We start from the raw sequence: 17,971 nt of genomic DNA, 5'->3' as shown, positions 1-17,971 counted from the left end.
TGATCGTCAGGCGTGGGTGGCGGCAGCGGTGGCCTCGCCATCCAGCCAGTCGACCTTGTTCATCTTGCGCACCAGCACGAACTCGTCGCGGTTGGTGCCGATGGTTCCGTAGTAGTTGAAGCCGTAGCTCAACTGGGCATAGCCGCCGATCATGTGGGTCGGCTTGAGCACGACGCGGGTCACCGAGTTGTGGATGCCGCCGCGCGTGCCGGTGATTTCCGAGCCCGGGGTGTTGATGATCTTTTCCTGCGCGTGGTACATCATGACCATGCCCGGGTTGACGCGCTGGCTCACCACCGCACGGGCCGCAATGGCCCCGTTGGTGTTGAACAGCTCGACCCAGTCGTTGTCGACGATGCCCGCCTTTTTCGCGTCGTCCTCGCTCAGCCAGATCACCGGGCCGCCGCGGTTGAGCGTCAGCATCAGCAGGTTGTCCGAGTAGGTCGAGTGGATGCCCCACTTCTGGTGCGGCGTGATGAAGTTGAGCGCGATCTCCTGGTTGCCGTTGGGCTTGCGGCCGCCGATGTCGTCGAGCGTCTTCAGGTCCACGGGCGGGCGGTAGCTCACGAAGCCTTCGCCGAAAGCCTGCATCCACGGGTGGTCCTGATAGAACTGCTGACGACCGGTGAGGGTGCGCCATGGGATCAGCTCGTGCACATTGGTGTAGCCGGCGTTGTACGAGACCTTCTCGCTTTCAAGGCCCGACCAGGTCGGCGACGAGATGATCTTGCGCGGTTGCGCCTGGATGTCGCGGAAGCGGATCTTCTCGTCTTCGCGGTGCAGGGCCAGGTGCGCGTGCTCGCGGCCGGTCTGCTTGGACAGGGCCTCCCAGGCCTTGACGGCAACGTGGCCGTTGGTCTCGGGCGCCAGCATCATCACCACCTCTGCGGCGTCGATGTCGGTCTCGATCTTGGGCAGGCCCTTGCTGACGCCTTCGTCGCGCACCGTGCCATTGAGCTCGCCGAGCTGGTGCACTTCGTCTTGCGTGTTCCAGCCGATGCCCTTGCCACCATTGCCCAGCTTGTTCATCAAGGGGCCGAGCGAGGTGAAGCGCTTGAAGGTGTTGGGGTAGTCGCGCTCGACCACGGTGATTTGCGGGGCGGTCTTGCCAGGGATCAGGTCAATCTCGCCCTTCTTCCAGTCCTGCACGCCAAAGGGCTGCGCCAGCTCGGCAGGGGTGTCGTGCATCAGCGGGGTCAGCACGACCTCCTTCTCGACGCCCAAATGGCCCACGCAGACTTCGCTGAACTTCTTCGCAAAGCCCTTGTAGATGTCCCAGTCGGAGCGGGCCTCCCATGCCGGGTCCACCGCGGTGGACAGCGGGTGGATGAAGGGGTGCATGTCGCTGGTGTTGAGATCGTTCTTCTCGTACCAGGTGGCAGTGGGCAGCACGATGTCCGAGTACAGGCAGGTGGTGCTCATGCGGAAGTCCAGCGTGACCAGCAGGTCCAGCTTGCCTTCGGGCGCGTGCTGGTGCCAGGTCACCTCCTCGGGCTTGGCCTCGTCTGCACCCAGGTCCTTGCCTTGCACGCCATGGGTGGTGCCCAGCAGATGCTTGAGGAAGTACTCATGGCCCTTGCCCGACGAGCCAAGGATGTTGGAACGCCAGACGAACAGGTTGCGCGGCCAGTTGGACGGATGATCCGGGTCTTGGCAGGACAGCGTCAGCGAGCCGTCCTTCAGCGAGCGGACCACGTAATCCTTTGGATCCAGGCCGATCGCGGCGGCGTCACGCACGACCTGCTGTGGGTTGGTCTGCAGCTGCGGGGCTGACGGCAGCCAGCCCATGCGCTCGGCGCGCACGTTGTAGTCGATCATGCTGCCGCTGAACTGCGACTTGTCGGCCAGCGGCGAGAGCACTTCCTCGACGCCGAGCTTCTCATAACGCCACTGGTCGGTATGGGCGTAGAAGAAGCTCGTGGAGTTCTGCTGTCTCGGGGGACGCGACCAGTCGAGTGCGAAGGCCAGCGCTGTCCAGCCGGTCTGCGGGCGCAGCTTCTCCTGGCCCACATAGTGGGCCCAGCCGCCGCCGCTCTGGCCAATGCAGCCGCACATCATCAGCATGTTGATGATGCCGCGGTAGTTCATGTCACAGTGGTACCAGTGGTTCATGGCCGCGCCGATGATGACCATGGACTTGCCCTTGGTCTTGTCTGCGTTGTCGGCGAACTGGCGGGCCACGGTCAGCACCTGGTCGCGCGGGACACCGGTGATCTGCTCCTGCCAGGCAGGGGTGTAGGGCACGTTGTCGTCCAGGCTGCGGGCCCCGTTGTCGACCAGCACGCCATCGGCGTCGGTCAGGCCGCGGAAGACGCCGTAGCTGGCCAGTTGCAGGTCATACACCGTGGCCACCCAGGCTTCACGGGCCTGGCCGCCTTCCTGCACCGTGATGCGCTGCATTGGCACATGGCGCAGCAGCACGTCGCCCTGCTTGTTGCTCGGAAAGCCAGGCGAGTCTATGCCGCCGAAGTAGGGGAAGGCCACGGCCTGGGTGTCTGCGCGATGGGTTTCGGCGTGCTCGGCGTTTTCGAGCACCGACAGCTTGAGCTTGACCTCACGGCCCTCGATGGCCTCCTTGGCTTCGAGGTTCCACTTGCCCTGATCCGGGCGGCCATCGGCACCCCAGCGGAAGCCGATCGAGCCTTGCGGCACCACCACACGGCCTTCGCCGTCGTAGGCCAGGGTCTTCCACTCCGGGTTGCTGCCCTGTGCGGCTTCGTTGCTCAGGTCGCTGGCGCGCAGGTAGCGGTGCGGCACCAGGGCCTTGCCGGCGGGGGTGTCCTGCTCCTTGAGCATCACCAGCATCGGCAAGTCGGTGTAGCGGCGGGCGTAGTCGTCGAAGTAGGCGCTGCGCTTCTCGACATAGAACTCGCGCAGGATGGTGTGACCCATGGCCATGGCCACGGCCGCGTCGGTGCCCTGCTTGGGGTGCATCCAGATGTCGGCCAGCTTGGCGACTTCGGAATAGTCGGGGGTGACGGCGACCGTCTTGGCCCCCTTGTAACGGACTTCGGTGAAGAAGTGGGCGTCGGGCGTGCGGGTCTGGGGCACGTTCGAACCCCAGGCAATGATGAAGTTCGAGTTGTACCAATCGGCCGACTCAGGCACATCGGTCTGCTCGCCCCAGATCTGGGGGCTGGCCGGCGGCAGGTCGCAGTACCAGTCGTAAAACGACATGCACACGCCGCCAATGAGGCTCAGGTAGCGGCTGCCAGCGGCATACGACACCATGGACATCGCCGGGATGGGCGAGAAGCCGATGATGCGGTCCGGACCGTGTTGCTTGATCGTGTAGACGTTGGCCGAGGCAATGATCTCGTTGACCTCGTCCCAGGTGCTGCGGACGAAGCCACCCAGGCCGCGCTGTTTCTGCCAGCTGCGGCGGATGTCTTCGCTGGCCATCATGCTGGCCCAGGCATCGACCGGGCTCTTGGCCACGGTGCGGGCCGCACGCCACTGCTTGAGAAGTTCACCGCGCACCATCGGGTGCTTCACGCGGTTGGCACTGTAGAGGTACCAGCTGTACGAAGCGCCGCGGGCGCAGCCACGGGGTTCGTGATTGGGCAGGTCCGGTCGGGTGCGGGGGTAGTCGGTCTGCTGGGTTTCCCAGGTGACGATGCCACCCTTGACATAGACCTTCCACGAGCACGAGCCCGTGCAGTTCACGCCGTGGGTCGAGCGCACGATCTTGTCGTGCTGCCAGCGGTTGCGATAGGCGTCTTCCCAGGTACGGTCTTCGCCGGTGGTCACGCCGTGACCTTGGGAGAATTCCTCCCGGGGCGATGAGAAGTAGCTGAGGCGGTCCAGGAAATGACTCATGGTGTTGTCCTTCTGGGGCGGTCTGCGCCGGTGTCGGGCGCAGACCCTTGAGAGAGCGAGTGGGGTTGCGGGGCAGGCGTCAGGGCGTCACCAGAGTGACCAGGCGCCGTAGCCTGCGATCAGGGAGCCGAGCAGCAGGTTGAGCACGCGTCCCTTGTCGCCGGCGTTCGGCAGAAACATGGCGTCGATGCGCAGGGCCTCGGTCACCGGCGTGCGGATGAAGGTGCCGGTCACCAGCAACAGGCCGTAGGCGACGGCGCCGGCATTCACGATGGCGTCCATGACGTGCTCCTTCAGGCCGGTTGGCGCAGGTCGATGCGCTTCATGCGTTCCTGGTCGGCCGCGGTCAGGCGATCCCACCAGGTGCCGCCCGCGTTGCCGTAGTCGAAGCGCTCGGCGCCCTTGCGGGTGTAGTACCACCAGTTGATGCCCAGTGAGTACAGATAGAACACGGCCACGCCAGCGAAGAACAGGGTCACGGTGCCGGTCTTGTCCAGGGTCACGCCGATCAGCGCGTTCCAGACGAAGGGGCCGAATGCTGCCCAGGCGCCTGTCCAGCCCAGCATCTGCGCGCCCTTGGCTGGCGAGTAGGCGAACACGATCGGGTACTGGCGGAAGGTCGCGGCGTTGTTGATGCCGGACATCAGGAAGATCCACAGCATGCCCCACAGGAAGCCCTGGAAGTCTTCGACGCTTTGCGGCGTCAGGTAACCGCCGGCGATCAGGTAGATGCAGCCCAGGATCTGGCCGATGGTCGTCCAGTGCATGCCCTTGCTGCCGCCGACCTTGTCGAAGAAGCCGCCCGTCAGCATGCGCACCAGGCCACCGATCAGCGGGCCGAGGTAGGCGTAGGCCAGCGGATCAGGCGCACCGTCGAAGTTGCCGTACAGCGTCTTGATCAGCATGGGGAAGGCCGCCGAGAAGCCTGAGAACGACCCGAACGAGCAGATGTAGGTCATCGTGCAGTTCCAGGTGTGGGTGGCGGCGCGATTGCGGCTGCTCAGGATCTCGAACTGACCCTTGAAGCCGCGCGAGGGAAGCTGGAGGCTGCGCAGGAAGACCAGGGACAGCACAAAGGCCAGCAGGAGGAAGGGCACCCAGATGAAGGCAGCGTTCTGCAGCCACATGGGCTTCTTGTCCACGCTGCGCAGCGTCACATCGGTGATGGCACCGTCATCGTTGCGGCGGACATCCAGGCGATAGCCCTTGGTGGGGACCACCTCGGCAATCTGGCCGTTGCTGTCGCGGTTGATCTGTTCACGAATCAGCGGGGTCTCGGCCGTATCGCGCAGGATCACGTCCTTGATGAGACCGTCTTCGCGCACCACATCGATCGCAGCCAGCAACTCGGGCTGGTTGACCTTCACGTCGGTCACGATGCCGGCGTCGCGCGTTACCGTGAGCGCGCCCTTGACCGGGTCGGCCTTGGTGAAGACCTGCGGGCCACCGACCACGCTGCCCAAGGCAGCGAAGCCGATGATCCAGGGCGCCACGAACTGCACGATCGAGACGCCGAAGTTGCCCAGGCCGGCCTGGATGCCCATGGCGGTCCCTTGCAGCCGCTTGGGGAAGAAGATGCTGGTCGAGGGCATGAACGACGAGAAGTCGCCGCCGCCCATCCCGCACAGGAAAGCGATCATCATGAATGTCGCCCACGGGGTGTTCAGATCCTGGATGGCGTAGCCCAGCCACACCATGGGGATGATCTTGATGATGGTGGCGATGCTGATCACCGGCCTCGTGCCGAGGACGGGAATGAAGTTGGAGTGGATCAGCCGCAGGATGCCGGAGGCCAAGCCTGGCATGGCGGCCAGCCAGAACAGCTCGGTCGTGGTGAACTTGAACCCGATGGCGGGCATGCGCACCACCACGGCGCTCATCACGAACCAGGTGGCGAACGAGAAGATGAGGGAGAAGGTGGTGACCCCGCAGGTGCGCCACGCCAGCTTGCTGCCGGTCTGGCGCCAGAAGACCGGGTCTTCCGGGGTCCAGTTCTGAATCTTTGCCATTTTGCTTACCTTTCTGAGGCGTTCGAATGGGCGCACGCACGCCCATCGCAACAGGCTTCACTGTGCGTTTTGCGGGCTTTGCTGCCTATCCTTCTGAGGAACATCGGCGGCGTTCTGAAAGACCGATGGCCATGCGCGCTCGGCCATCGTTCAAAAGAACTACGCCGCTTGCCGACCGGATGGCGACCGAATGGCGTGATCCGGCCTGGCATGAAAAAAGGCCGTGCATGGCACGGCCTTTTGGGATGGGCGGGGTGGGGCCAGATCAGGTCTGCCTAGGCAGCAGCCCCTTTTGCTCGAAGCGTTGCACCAGCACCTGCAGTTCTTCCACGCTGCGGAAGCGAGCGGTCAGTGTCAGACCTTCACCGCGCTCGACCAGCTCCACGCCCTGATTGCCCTGCAGCACAGTGGCCAGCTGCGCCTGGGTCTGCTTGCGTTGCTGCGCTTCGTGGGCGATGGCGCGATCGACCGACGAGATCACATACTCGTCGCCGAAGCCGCCTTCGGGCTCCTTGAGCCACTTCAGGCAGACCAGCCAGCTGATGAAGGCGCCTGCGGCAATGATCATGAAGAACTGCGATGGCGTGACGAACATGAACACGAACAGGTAGAACACTGCGCCCACGTTGCCATACGCACCGGCCATGCCCGAAATCTGACCGGTCAGGCGCCGCTTGATGGAGGGGATGATGCCGAAGGTCGCCCCTTCTGCGCCCTGCACGAAGAACGAGCAGCCTACCGTGATGGCCACGGCGATCACCAGCGGCCACTTGCTGTTCATCAGGCCCATGAGGCCGAAGCCGATGGCAATGCCCAGCATGTACGCCAGCATCACGAAGCGCCGGTTGCCGAAGCGGTCAGACACCAGCCCGCCCATGGGTCGCGCGAACAGGTTGACGAATGCGAAGGTTGAGGCGATCAGGCCGGCTGCTGCGGCGGTCAACCCCCAGGTCTCCTCGAAGAACATCGGCAGCATCGACACCACGGCCAGTTCGGCGCCGAAGTTGGCGAAGTAGGTGGTATTCAGTGCCGCCACCGAACTGAAGGGATAGCGGTCATCCGCGGGCACGCCCTTCCTGAGGATGGGCAAGTTGACACGAAACACCTGGTACAGCTGGTAGGCGATGACGGCGGCAATGGCGAAGTAGCAGGTAATCGCGGTCAGGTCATCGATGTAGCCGGTGCGATGAACCCGCCAGACCAGGATGGAGAGGATGCCGATCATGGGCACCGTCATCACGGCCAGCACGATCAGGTCGCGGTAGCTCGACACCTCGATGGCGGAAGCCTTGCGGGGCTTCTTGTGGGTGTCGGCGCTCGGGCCGTCGGTGATGGCGAACCAGTAGAACACGCCGTACAAGCCCATGATGACGCCGGACAGAGCCACCGCGTAGCGCCAGCCGTCATCGCCACCGAACATGGTCAGCGCAATGGTGGGCAGGGTCATCGCGGCCGCGGCCGAGCCGAAGTTGCCCCATCCCGCGTAGAAGCCTTCGGCAAAGCCGATGTCACGCGGCTTGAACCACAGCGCGGTCATGTGGATGCCCACCACGAAGCTGGCGCCCACCGAGCTCAGGATGAGCCGCGAGGCAAACAGCTGTTCCTTGGTGTCGCCAAAGGCGAATGCCAAGGTGGGGGCGGCCATCAGCACCATGAGGATCGAGAACACACGACGCGGGCCGAAACGGTCCAGCGCCATGCCGACGATGATGCGCGCCGGGATGGTGAGGGCCACGTTGGCAATGGCGAACAGCCGGATGTCGTCCTTGGTCAGCCAGCCGGCCGACTTGAGCATGGACGACGCCAAAGGCGCCATGTTGAACCAGACGTAGAAGCAAATGAAAAAGGCGATCCAGGTCAGATGGAGCGCCTTGATCTCCCGGTTCTTGAACCGGAACAGGTCACTGACTTGCATGATGCGATCGGGAGCAGGGGTTCTTGGCCCTTACTCCCCGTGGGTTGGGATGATGAGCAGGGGGCACTGGACCCGGCGCGCCAGGAAGGCGCTCACCGAGCCGAAGGTCATGTGGTCGAACTCTTCGACGATGGCGTCCAGCCGGCGGGTGATGAAGTTGCCGTCGGGCTTGTAGGAGTGGCGCGCCATGACGAGCACGTCCGGCCGACGCTCTTGCGTGGCGCGCAGAATCATCTTGCGCGCGTCGCCTTCGGCCACCAGCACCTTGGCGGTGAAGCCTTCGGCGACCAGCTCAGCGGCGGCTTGTTCCGCGCCGCGCTTTTGCTCGTCGTATTGCGCCTGAAACATCTCGTCGCTGGCGCTGGTGTTGCTACCGGGGTCTTCGATGACCGAGATCAGCGTGACGGTGGGCTTCTGTTCTGAAAAAAGCCGTTTGACCGCGTCCAGCGCAATGCGTGCATTGCGTGAATGGTCGTAGGCGAGCATCACTTCCATGGAATCCTCCAGTTCCGCCCGGCTGAACGCAGTCGGGGCTCATGTGGAACTGTGAGGTGAAGGTGTGCGCTTGCACATCCTTCTTCAGAACGTCAGGCGCCTGTCCGGAGGAGGGATGCGGCAGCGAGATGCTGTGCCGAAAGAACGAGGCGGGGATGGTGCCGTCAGGTGGACTGGTCCAGTCCGTGGTTCACGGCATACACGGCCACCTGCACGCGCGAGCTGAGATTGAGCTTGCGCAGAATGTGTTGTACGTGGATCTTGACGGTGGTTTCAGCGATGTCGAGGCTGCGGGCGATTTCCTTGTTGCTGGCGCCGCGTGCGATCTCGCGCAGGATGTCGCGCTCGCGCGGCGACAGCCGATTTGTCGCGCCTGTCGCAGCCGACGCGGACGCCTCGGCCACCGGCTCGGTCGGTGCTGCCGGGGTGGCGGCCGGCTCTGGCGGGGGCGGCGACACGGCCGCGCCTGCATCAGCGGGCTGCACCGCTTGCCGGTACGCCCGCACGAGCTTGCTGGTCATCTCGGGTGAGACGACCGATTCGCCCTTGTGCACGCGAAGCACCGATTGCACCAGGTCATCGCCCTCCACGGTCTTGAGCAGGTAGCCGCTGGCCCCCCGCGCCAATGCGTTGGCCAGGTCATCGGCGTCCTCGCTGACGGTCAGCATGAGCACCCGCGTGGACGGACAGGCCGCGAGCAACTGGGGTAATGCATCGACGCCGTGAACGCCGGGCAGGTGGTTGTCCAGAAGGATCACATCCGGGCGGAGCAGCGCCGTGTGCCGCAGGGCCTCGCCCGCATCGGCTGCTTCGCCCGCAACCTCGACTTCGGGCGACTGGCTCAGCAGGGCAATCAGCCCGCGGCGGAAGAGGGTGTGGTCATCCACGACCAGCAGGCGTACACGCATGGGATCCGTCCATCCTTTGACGCAGGGCAAGCTGTCGTGCTGGTCACGCCACTTACGCTGCGGGGTCTGTCACGACCCGGATTGTCCACCATGCAAGTCATTCCCTCCGATCTGCAGCAATTGCTGATCAACAGCCCCATCCAACCGATGCAGTTGGGCGACCGCGCGTTGTTGCCCATTGTCCAGGGGGGCATGGGGGTGGGCGTATCGGGTCATCGCCTCGCAGGCACGGTGGCCGGCCTGGGCGGGGTGGGCACACTGTCGTCCGTGGACCTGCGACGACACCACCCCGATCTGATGGCGCGCACCACCGGCCTGCCACCTGGCGAGGCAGCCAAGGTCGCCATCGATGCGGCCAATCTGGAGGCGATCGACCGCGAGATCCGTGCGGCCCGGGCGGTGGCCGGGCAAGGCGGGCTGCTGGCCATCAACGTGATGCGGGCGGTGAGCGAGTACGCGGCGTCCGTGCGTCAGGCGCTGGCGTCGGGCATCGACGCCATTGTGGTCGGCGCGGGGCTGCCGCTGGATCTGCCGGATCTGGCCAAGGACCATCCGCGCACGCTGCTGATCCCGATCCTGTCCGACGTGCGCGGTATTCAGCTGATCGTGAAGAAATGGGAGCGCAAGAAGCGGCTGCCCGATGCCATCGTGATTGAACATCCGCGCCTGGCCGGCGGCCACCTGGGCGCGGCCCGGGTCGATGACCTGCACGATCCACGTTTTGACTTCGAGCGTGTCATCCCCGAGGCACAGGCCTTCTTCCGCAGCGCCGGCCTGGAGCGCGAGATACCGCTCATCGCGGCCGGGGGTGTGCGCAGCCAGGCCGACGTGGTGCGCCTTCAAGGTCTGGGCGCTGCCGGCGTGCAACTCGGCACCCCGTTTGCAGTCACCACCGAGGGCGATGCCCATCCCGCGTTCAAGCAAGTGCTGGCCGATGCGCGCGATGAAGACCTGGCCGAGTTTGTCAGCGTGGCAGGCCTGCCCGCCCGTGCAGTCAGGACACCGTGGCTGCAGGCCTACATGAAGATCGAATCGCGCCTGCAGTCTGTGGCCCACGTCAAGAGCCGCTGCACCAAGGCATTCGACTGTCTGGCGCAATGTGGGCTGCGTGATGGCCTGGCCACGTGGGGCCAGTTCTGCATTGACAACCAGTTGGCCGCAGCGCTGCGCGGCGACGTCCGCAAGGGGCTGTTCTTCAGGGGCGTGGGCGCGCTGCCGTTCGGCTCACAGATCCGTTCGGTGCGCGAGTTGATGGTGTGCCTGCTGACCGGCCAGGTGCCGGCATCTGCAGCCTGACCAGCCCCCCGTCAGCGGCCGGTGGGCGCCGTCCGGCGGCGCACCATGGCCGCGGCCACCCGGGCCACCGCCTCAGGTGACAGCCTGGCCACATGTGGAAAGACGGCCTGTTCCTCTCGCTGGGCGTGAGCTTGATAGGCGGCACTGAAGCGGGCAATCAGGGCCAACGGCACGTCCTGCGGTGGCGGCGTGCCATCGGCATCGGTCAGGGCACGCAACCATGCGGCCACCTCGGCCCAGAGGGCACCCAGTTCTTGGTGCTGCGCGCTCAAGGCGGCCAGCGTGGCATTGAGTTCCGGATCGTGCAGGCCCGCCAGGGCGGGGAACAGATCTTCGTCCTCGTCCGCGTGATGGTGTGGTGCGGCGATCTCGAAGTAGCGCAACACGGCCTTGGCGGCATCGCGCGCCTGGCGGTCTGCGCCATACGCTGTCACATGCGCCGCAAGCCGTTCGCTGAGGCCGGTAAAGTGCCGCACCTTGTCGTGGCAGGCGAGTAACAACTCGACCGGGTCGTCGATCTGTGGGGTGACTGGCGCGCGCGGCGCAGGGCGCGACGGGGCGGGCGGCTGCGCTGGACGAGGCGAGATGGCAGGTGGCATCTCGGCATTGTGCGCCGGACGCCATGGGCAGCCGGTCGAGCCCGCGCTGGCGGCAGGGAGTAGTGCCACAGAAGGATGTTCACGGAGCATGCGCCCGCCTAGACTGCGCCCATCAGGATCATCGCTCCCTTGCCACCATGCCCACCTTGATCGACGGACACGGCCGCGTCATCGACTACCTCCGGGTGTCGGTGACCGATCGGTGCGACCTGCGGTGCACCTACTGCCTGCCGAAGGCTTTCAAGGGGTTTGAAGAGCCAGCCAACTGGCTGACCCACCCCGAGATGGCCCGTCTGGTGGGCCGCTTCGTGGCGATGGGCGTCCGCAAGGTGCGGCTCACGGGGGGGGAGCCCTTGCTGCGGCGGGGCGTGTGCGATCTGGCGGCGTCGCTGCGCGCCATGCCGGGGTTGCAGGATCTGTCTGTCTCGACCAACGCCACGCGGCTGTCGAGCATGGCCGTGCCCTTGCGCCAGGCGGGGGTCGACCGCTTGAACATCAGCCTGGACAGCCTGGACGAAAGCTGCATGGCCCGCATCACCGGGCGGGATTGTCTGGGCGAGGTGCTCGAAGGCATCGCCGCCGCGTCGGCCGCCGGCTTTCGCCCCATCAAACTCAATATGGTGGTGCAAGCGGGCGTCAATGACCACGAGATCGAGGCCATGGTCACCTTTGCCCGGCAGCACGGCCTGGTGCTGCGATTGATCGAACCCATGCCCGTGGGCGCAACGGGGCGGTCTGCCGAAGGTCGGGACCTCACGGCGCTCGGCGAGATGCTGGCCCGCCGCATGGGCCTGCTGCCCCAGGTGCTGGGGCAGGGCGCCGGGCCCGCGCGTTACTGGCGCGAGCCTCACAGTGGCATGAGTCTGGGTGTCATCACCCCGATGAGCCAGCATTTCTGTGAAGCCTGCAACCGTGTGCGCCTGGGTGTGGATGGCACGCTCTACCTCTGTTTGGGCCAGAATGACCAGATGCCACTGGGGCGGCTGTTGCGCGCAGGCGCCGACGATGGCGAGCTGGATGCTGCCATCCTGGCGGCGCTGGCGCGCAAGCCCCTGAGACACGAGTTCAACGAGCGCCCGGAGAAAATTGTCCGATTCATGGCGCAAACTGGAGGCTGAGCGCCTGCCATCGCCAAGATGCCGACCACTTCGTCCCAGGCGGATCCGTATGAACGGTCCGACCCCCAACTGTCCTTTCGCCGGACTACCCGATTGACGCTGGCGCGCAAGCTGGCGGGCATCGGTGCGGTCTTTCTCGGGGTGGCGCTGCTGTCGGTCGGTCTGTCTATCTGGGTGACCTGGCAGATCGCGGGCGCCGGTGCGGCGATCAACGAGGTGGGGCGGGTGCGCATGCTGTCTTACAAGATGGCGCTGCATCTGCGTGATCACCAAGAGCGAAGCCGACCGGACGCGTCTGCCGATGTGCGCCAGCGCCTCACGGCCATCCAGGCGCGTCTGAGCCTGCTGAACCGCAGCAGCACCGAACGTCCTCTGGCGGTGCCCCGCAGTGAGGACGTGCGCTTGCAGGTGCTGGCGGTCGAGGCGCGGTGGAGCGAATTGCGCGATGGTGTGCTGGCGCAACTGGCTGCGCCCCAGCCGGTCGCGCGGCTGGATGTCGAGCCTTTCGTTCAGGAGGTCGACGCGCTTGTCTCGCTCATCGAGCACCGCCTGGAAGGGCGCACGCGCATGCTCTACACCTTCCAGATGCTGATGATGGCCTTGGCGGTGGTCAGCGCGCTCATCATCCTGTACGCGGGACACGTAGTCATCCTTGAGCCTGTGGCCCGGCTGCGTGCGGCGCTCGGGCTTGTGGAACAGGGTGATTTCAGCGCGCGGGTCAAACCCGGTGCGGCCGATGAACTGGGTGAGCTGGCGGAGGGCTTCAACCGCATGACCGAGCAGCTGGCGCTGTCCTACGGCAGCCTGGAAGCCAAGGTGGCCGAAAAGACCCGTCGTTTGCGAGATGAGCAGACCCGTTTGCGCGCGCTGTACGATGTGTCTACGTTTGTGGCTTCGGCCGAAGACCTTCAGTCGCTCGGCGCGGGATTCGCCCGGCAGATGCGCGGCATCGCGCGGGCTGATGCCGTGGCCATCCGCTGGTCGGACGAGGCCAACGACCGTTACATGCTGCTGGCCAGCGACAGCCTGCCGCGTATCCTCGCCGAAGAAGAGCAGTGCATCCTCACGGGCGATTGCTTCTGCGGCACCCGGCCGGAGCGGGGGGTGCTGCCCCGTACCCGTGTGATCCCCATTGCCAGTGAGCCCGTGGCGACAGGCAATGGGCTGGAGGAGCGCGTCAAGCGCCGATGCGAACAAGAGGGCTACGCCACGCTGGTGGCCATACCCCTGAACTTGCAGCATCGGCTGCTGGGCGAGGTGGAGCTGTTTTACCGCAGCGATGTCACGCTGAGCGAAGAAGACCGCGATCTGTTCACGGCCCTGGCCAGCCACCTGGCGGGTGCCATGGAGAGCCTGCGGATGGTGGCGCTTGACCGCGAATTCGCGGTGGCCAGCGAGCGCAAGTTACTCGCTCAAGAACTGCACGACTCCATCGCACAGTCGCTGGCCTTTCTGAAGATCCAGATGGGGCTGCTGCGCTCAGCCATGGCCCGGGGCGACCAGGCGGCCATCGACACCGTGATGGGTGAACTCGATGAAGGCGTGCGCGAAAGCTACAGCGATGTGCGCGAACTGTTGTTGCACTTCCGGGTGCGCACGGACAGCGGCCGACTCGACCTGGCGCTGCGCGAGACGCTTTCGAAGTTCGAATTGCAGGCGGGTCTGCGTGGCCATCTGACGTACGAGGACGACGGCGTGCCGCTGCCGGCCGACGTACAGATCCAGGTCCTGCACATCGTGCAGGAAGCGCTGTCGAATGTGCGCAAGCACGCTGGCGCCACCGACGTCCAGGTGCGCGTGCAGGCGAGGCCGAAGTGGCAGATCCGCGTGCGGGATAACGGCTGCGGTTTCGATCCGGAAGCCTCGCCCCCCGACGCCACGCACGTGGGCCTGAGCATCATGCGTGAGCGCGCGACGATGATTGGCGCTCAACTCGACATCCGGTCTGATTCGCAAGGCACCGAGTTGACCTTGACCATGAGCTGATCCTGTCTGATTACCTGAGGAGAACCGTGCTACCCGCGCCCAAACAGCTGATGCCTCTGGATGAGGCCTGGACACGCCTGGAGACAGAACTGCTGGCCTGGCGGATGTCGCATCCGGCTGCCGTGACGAATGTCGACAGCTTCGATGCCCTGGGCCGCGTGCTGGCCGAAGATGTTGTTTCGCCGGTCGATGTGCCGCCGCTGGATAACAGCGCCATGGACGGCTACGCCTTGCGCGCATCCGATCTCGCATCCAGTCCCGCACCTGACCCGGCTGCCAGTGGCGGCGTTCTTCGCCTGTCGCAGCGCATCGCCGCTGGCGATGTGGGGCAGGCGCTGGTGGCAGGCACCTGCGCCCGCATCTTCACAGGGGCCCCGGTGCCGGCGGGAGCCGACACCGTGGTGATGCAGGAGCAGACCAAGACCACGCCAGACGGCGAAATCTGTTTCCTGAACGCCGTGATGCCTGGGCAGAACATCCGCCGGCGCGGGGAGGACATCCGCGCCGGGCAAACGGTGCTGCGCCGTGGCACCCGGCTTGAATCCGCGGCGCTCGGGGTGGCTGCCTCCGTGGGGCGGGATCGCCTGACCGTCTACCAGCCGCCGCGCGTGGCCGTGCTGACGACAGGCAGCGAACTGGTGATGCCAGGCCAGCCTCTGCCACCGGGCGCCATCTACAACAGCAACCGCCACACCCTCAGGGGCTTGGTGCAGGCCACCGGCGCCCAGCACCGTGATCTGGGCTGCGTGCCTGACCACCTGGCCGCCACCCGCGCGGCCTTGCGCGAGGCGGCGAACGACCACGATCTGATCGTGACCAGCGGCGGGGTATCGGTGGGTGAGGAGGACCACCTCCGCCAGGCTGTGATGGCCGAGGGCGGGCTGACCTTCTGGGCACTGGGCATCAAGCCCGGCAAGCCCTTCGTCTTTGGCTGGCTGAACCGACCCGACGGCTCGCGCGCCTGGTACATGGGGTTGCCTGGCAATCCGGTGGCCAGCTATGTCACCTTCATGCTGCTGGTGCGGCCGGTGATCGGTGTGCTCGCAGGCGAAGGCTGGCGTTTGCCCAGGCCCGTCTCGCTCCGGGCTGGCTTTGCTTGGCCGCGTCCAGACAAGCGCCGCGAGTTTCTGCGCGCACGGATCGCGGCGGACGGCGCGCTGGCGCTGCACCCGCACCAGGGGTCGGGCGTGCTGTCATCCGCCGCGTGGGGCGATGGCGTGGTCGACGTGCCACCGGGCCAGGCGATTCAGCCGGGCGATATGGTGCGTTACCTGTCGTATGCTGAACTGCTGCGGCCCGCCGAGGCCGCCAGCCAGCCAGATGGAGACCCGGCATGATCGAGGTGCGTTACTTTGCGTCGCTGCGCGAGCGGCTCGGGGCGGGCGAACGCGTGGACCTGGCCGATGTGCCGCAGCCCCACACTGTGGGCGGTTTGCGTGACTGGCTGTGCGCCAGCTCGACGGCCCACGCCGAGGCCTTTGACGCTGTCGGGCTCGTGCGGGCGGCGTGCAACCAGGTGATGTGCGAAGACGACGAGCCGCTGGAAGACGGCGCCGAGGTGGCCTTCTTTCCGCCCGTGACCGGAGGATGATCGCCATGACCGAGGTGGGCCGCTGGGAAGACGAGCTACCTCACGTGCGCGTGGGCCCGGCCGACTTCGACCTGACACAGGAGGTGGCCAGCCTGCGCAACGGCGATGCGGGTGTGGGCGCGGTGGTTGCGTTTGTCGGCACGGTGCGTGAATGGCAGGCAGCCCGTGGTGTCGATGCGGCCGAGCTCGGATTCGAACTCGAGCATTACCCCGGCATGACCGAGCGCAGCTTGGCCAGCATGGTGGCGCAGGCGCGCGGGCGCTTCGACGTGCGCGGCGTGCGCATCATTCATCGCGTAGGGCCGCTCGCCGTGGGCGACCAGATCGTGCTCGTGGCCGTGACCTCGGCCCATCGCCATGCCGCCTTTGACTGCGCCGAGTTCCTGATGGACTGGCTCAAGACCGAGGCCCCCTTCTGGAAGAAGGAATCCGTCCGGGGTGAGGGCCAGTGGGTGGCTGCCCGTGACACCGATCATGCCGCTGCCGCGCGCTGGGGCGGCACTGGTTCACCGCAGAAAGGGCCGGCATGAGCCTGTGGTGGTCTGCAGTGGCTGTGGCGGCCGGTGCCATGCTGGGCGCCCTGGGTCGGTGGGCCGTGGGTGTGTGGCTCAACCCGCTGTGGACCGGCTTCCCCCTGGGGACACTCGTGGTCAACATGGTGGGCGGCTTGGTGGCCGGTGGGGCCATCGTGTTTCTCAGCCGCGAGCCCAATGAGGCGCTGCGCCTGGTGCTGATCACTGGCTTTCTGGGCGCGCTCACGACTTTTTCGACGTTTTCGGTCGAGTCGCTGGCGCTGGTGGAGCGGGGGCGCTTCGGCCTGGCGCTGACGCACACGCTGGCGCATGTCCTGGGCGCCTTCCTGTGCGCTGCGGCCGGGGCGCGGCTGATGCGATGGTGGCTGGCGGTGGCGTGAACTGTCTGTCACATCGTGAAACAAGCCGCCAGGATGCGCGCGGGCTAATGGGGTCAAGCCCGGCGCCCGCCCGCCGATAAACCGATACCTTTCGGCAGGCAAAATCAGCCATGGTTTCAATCGACGTCTTCTCGTGTTACGCGATGGCGGGGGCAGGCGCTGCGGTGGGTTTGGGCCTCATGGGCCTGATCCGCACCGACCAGCCCCGCATCCGTGAAGCCCTGCGGCTGTACCAGGGGGCGTTTCTGTGTCTGCTGGCCTTGCTGGCGCTGCCTTTCAGCAGCGGTGACTGGCGTGATCCGCTCAGCAAGGTGGCCATCGGTGTGGTCGCCATGGGTGTGTGCATGCTGGCGTGGGCGTTTCGCCAGCTCAACGGCAGGCGGACCCACCCCGGCATCGGGGCGACCGTGACGCTGACGGTGGGGGCGACGTTGTGGCTTGCGGGCTTTTTGGGCAGTGAACCGCTCTTCCTGTTTGCGATCGCGTTTGTGTTCGCATTCGTCAGCACGGGGCTCTTCGTGGACCAGGGCTGGCTCATCCTGCGCAGCGCACACGTCACGCGCAGCGAGCTGAGCCTGTTGGCCGTGGCGGGGGTTTTCGCGCTGATCTGGTTGATCACCCTGTGGCACAACGCCACGGTGGCTGGCCCGTATCCAGATCACTGGCTGCACGCGCCGGCGTGGTTGCTGCCTTTTTCGGGGCTTGCCTTCGCGTTGTTGCCACTGTCCGTGGCTGCCGTGGTGTTCGCCATCGTCAATGATCGGCTTAATCAGCAGTTGCGCGCACGAGCCTTGTCGGACGACCTCACCGGCGCATTGTCACGTCGCGGGCTGCGTGAGCTGGGCGAGCGGATGCTGGCCATGCAGGCACACAAGGCCAACCAGGTGGCGGTGCTGATGCTCGATGTGGATCACTTCAAGGCCATCAACGATCGCTACGGCCACCTCGTGGGTGATGACGTGCTGCGTCATCTGACCCGCGTGGTGCGTGAGCATCTCCGCGATGACGCCCTGCTCGCCCGCTACGGGGGGGAAGAGTTCACCGTGCTGCTGCCCATCCGTGGCAAGGGCGAAGCGCGGGTGGTCGCCGAGCGCCTGCGTCAGCAGGTGGCGCGCACCCCATGCCCCACGCGCGACGGGCCGGTGTCCATCACGGTCAGCATCGGCGGCAGCTTCCACGGCGGTGGCACGTCGCTGGAGCACGACCTCAGCCGGGCAGACGCCTGCCTCTATCAGGCCAAGCAGGCGGGCCGCAACCGGGTGGTGTTCAGCGATGCGCCGTCGGCCGGCGAGGCGCACGAGGGCTCTCGGCAGGCCTGATCT

Annotated in this window: 15 protein-coding genes; 8 read left to right on the top strand and 7 right to left on the bottom strand. The window is 65.9% G+C overall.

All coding sequences use genetic code 11. The features are described 5' to 3' along the window. Window positions 1-6: 6 nt before the first annotated feature. From GTZ97_RS11915 to GTZ97_RS11890, 6 genes are all read right to left on the bottom strand, one after another. Window positions 7-3,819: a nitrate reductase subunit alpha gene (locus GTZ97_RS11915; protein ID WP_161650862.1), complete on the bottom strand. Its 3,813-nt coding sequence runs from the start codon at window positions 3,817-3,819 to the stop codon at window positions 7-9. Between the two features lie 87 nt (window positions 3,820-3,906). Continuing rightward, complete coding sequence (locus GTZ97_RS11910; RefSeq protein WP_161650861.1) at window positions 3,907-4,101, bottom strand: hypothetical protein; 195 nt, start codon at window positions 4,099-4,101, stop codon at window positions 3,907-3,909. Window positions 4,102-4,112: 11 nt separating this feature from the next. After that, window positions 4,113-5,828 (bottom strand): MFS transporter, encoded by a 1,716-nt coding sequence (locus GTZ97_RS11905; protein ID WP_161650860.1) that lies wholly within the window; start codon window positions 5,826-5,828, stop codon window positions 4,113-4,115. A 265-nt stretch (window positions 5,829-6,093) separates the two neighbouring features. Further along, complete coding sequence (locus GTZ97_RS11900; protein WP_161650859.1) at window positions 6,094-7,743, bottom strand: MFS transporter; 1,650 nt, start codon at window positions 7,741-7,743, stop codon at window positions 6,094-6,096. A 30-nt stretch (window positions 7,744-7,773) separates the two neighbouring features. Then, on the bottom strand, window positions 7,774-8,238 hold the full coding sequence (locus GTZ97_RS11895; protein WP_161650858.1) for a universal stress protein: 465 nt from the start codon (window positions 8,236-8,238) through the stop codon (window positions 7,774-7,776). A gap of 164 nt (window positions 8,239-8,402) precedes the next feature. Further along, the gene (locus tag GTZ97_RS11890; RefSeq protein ID WP_161650857.1) at window positions 8,403-9,146 is read right to left on the bottom strand and encodes a response regulator; all 744 of its coding nucleotides are present in this window, start codon (window positions 9,144-9,146) and stop codon (window positions 8,403-8,405) included. A 90-nt stretch (window positions 9,147-9,236) separates the two neighbouring features. Between GTZ97_RS11890 and GTZ97_RS11885 the strand changes: the two genes are divergently transcribed. After that, the gene (locus GTZ97_RS11885; protein ID WP_161650856.1) at window positions 9,237-10,442 is read left to right on the top strand and encodes an NAD(P)H-dependent flavin oxidoreductase; all 1,206 of its coding nucleotides are present in this window, start codon (window positions 9,237-9,239) and stop codon (window positions 10,440-10,442) included. A gap of 11 nt (window positions 10,443-10,453) precedes the next feature. Here the strand turns inward: GTZ97_RS11885 and GTZ97_RS11880 are convergent, their stop codons facing one another. Then, window positions 10,454-11,041 (bottom strand): hemerythrin domain-containing protein, encoded by a 588-nt coding sequence (locus GTZ97_RS11880; RefSeq protein ID WP_161650855.1) that lies wholly within the window; start codon window positions 11,039-11,041, stop codon window positions 10,454-10,456. A 137-nt stretch (window positions 11,042-11,178) separates the two neighbouring features. Between GTZ97_RS11880 and moaA the strand changes: the two genes are divergently transcribed. The 7 genes from moaA to GTZ97_RS11845 all read left to right on the top strand — a co-directional run bounded on the left by moaA (window position 11,179) and on the right by GTZ97_RS11845 (window position 17,968). Then, entirely contained in the window at window positions 11,179-12,159 is a 981-nt protein-coding gene (gene moaA, locus GTZ97_RS11875; RefSeq protein WP_161650854.1) for a GTP 3',8-cyclase MoaA, read from the top strand. An 18-nt stretch (window positions 12,160-12,177) separates the two neighbouring features. Next, complete coding sequence (locus GTZ97_RS11870) at window positions 12,178-14,145, top strand: type IV pili methyl-accepting chemotaxis transducer N-terminal domain-containing protein (RefSeq protein ID WP_161650853.1); 1,968 nt, start codon at window positions 12,178-12,180, stop codon at window positions 14,143-14,145. A gap of 50 nt (window positions 14,146-14,195) precedes the next feature. Then, entirely contained in the window at window positions 14,196-15,482 is a 1,287-nt protein-coding gene (locus GTZ97_RS11865; RefSeq protein ID WP_161650852.1) for a molybdopterin molybdotransferase MoeA, read from the top strand. Further along, window positions 15,479-15,736 carry a MoaD/ThiS family protein gene (locus tag GTZ97_RS11860; RefSeq protein WP_161650851.1) on the top strand — a complete coding sequence of 86 codons (258 nt, stop codon included), beginning with the start codon at window positions 15,479-15,481 and terminating at the stop codon, window positions 15,734-15,736. The genes GTZ97_RS11865 and GTZ97_RS11860 overlap by 4 nt, the downstream gene beginning before the upstream one ends. A 5-nt stretch (window positions 15,737-15,741) precedes the next feature. Then, on the top strand, window positions 15,742-16,266 hold the full coding sequence (locus tag GTZ97_RS11855) for a molybdenum cofactor biosynthesis protein MoaE (protein ID WP_161650850.1): 525 nt from the start codon (window positions 15,742-15,744) through the stop codon (window positions 16,264-16,266). Continuing rightward, on the top strand, window positions 16,263-16,649 hold the full coding sequence (crcB, locus tag GTZ97_RS11850; RefSeq protein ID WP_161650849.1) for a fluoride efflux transporter CrcB: 387 nt from the start codon (window positions 16,263-16,265) through the stop codon (window positions 16,647-16,649). The genes GTZ97_RS11855 and crcB overlap by 4 nt, the downstream gene beginning before the upstream one ends. Before the next feature lie 110 nt (window positions 16,650-16,759). Next, on the top strand, window positions 16,760-17,968 hold the full coding sequence (locus GTZ97_RS11845) for a GGDEF domain-containing protein (protein WP_161650848.1): 1,209 nt from the start codon (window positions 16,760-16,762) through the stop codon (window positions 17,966-17,968). Window positions 17,969-17,971 lie beyond the last annotated feature (3 nt).

Origin of the sequence: Aquabacterium fontiphilum, from assembly GCF_009909205.1 — a bacterium.
Taxonomy (GTDB): domain Bacteria; phylum Pseudomonadota; class Gammaproteobacteria; order Burkholderiales; family Burkholderiaceae_C; genus Aquabacterium; species Aquabacterium fontiphilum.
Note: the sequence above shows the minus strand (reverse complement) of the source record. Positions and strands in the feature narration are given on the sequence as shown.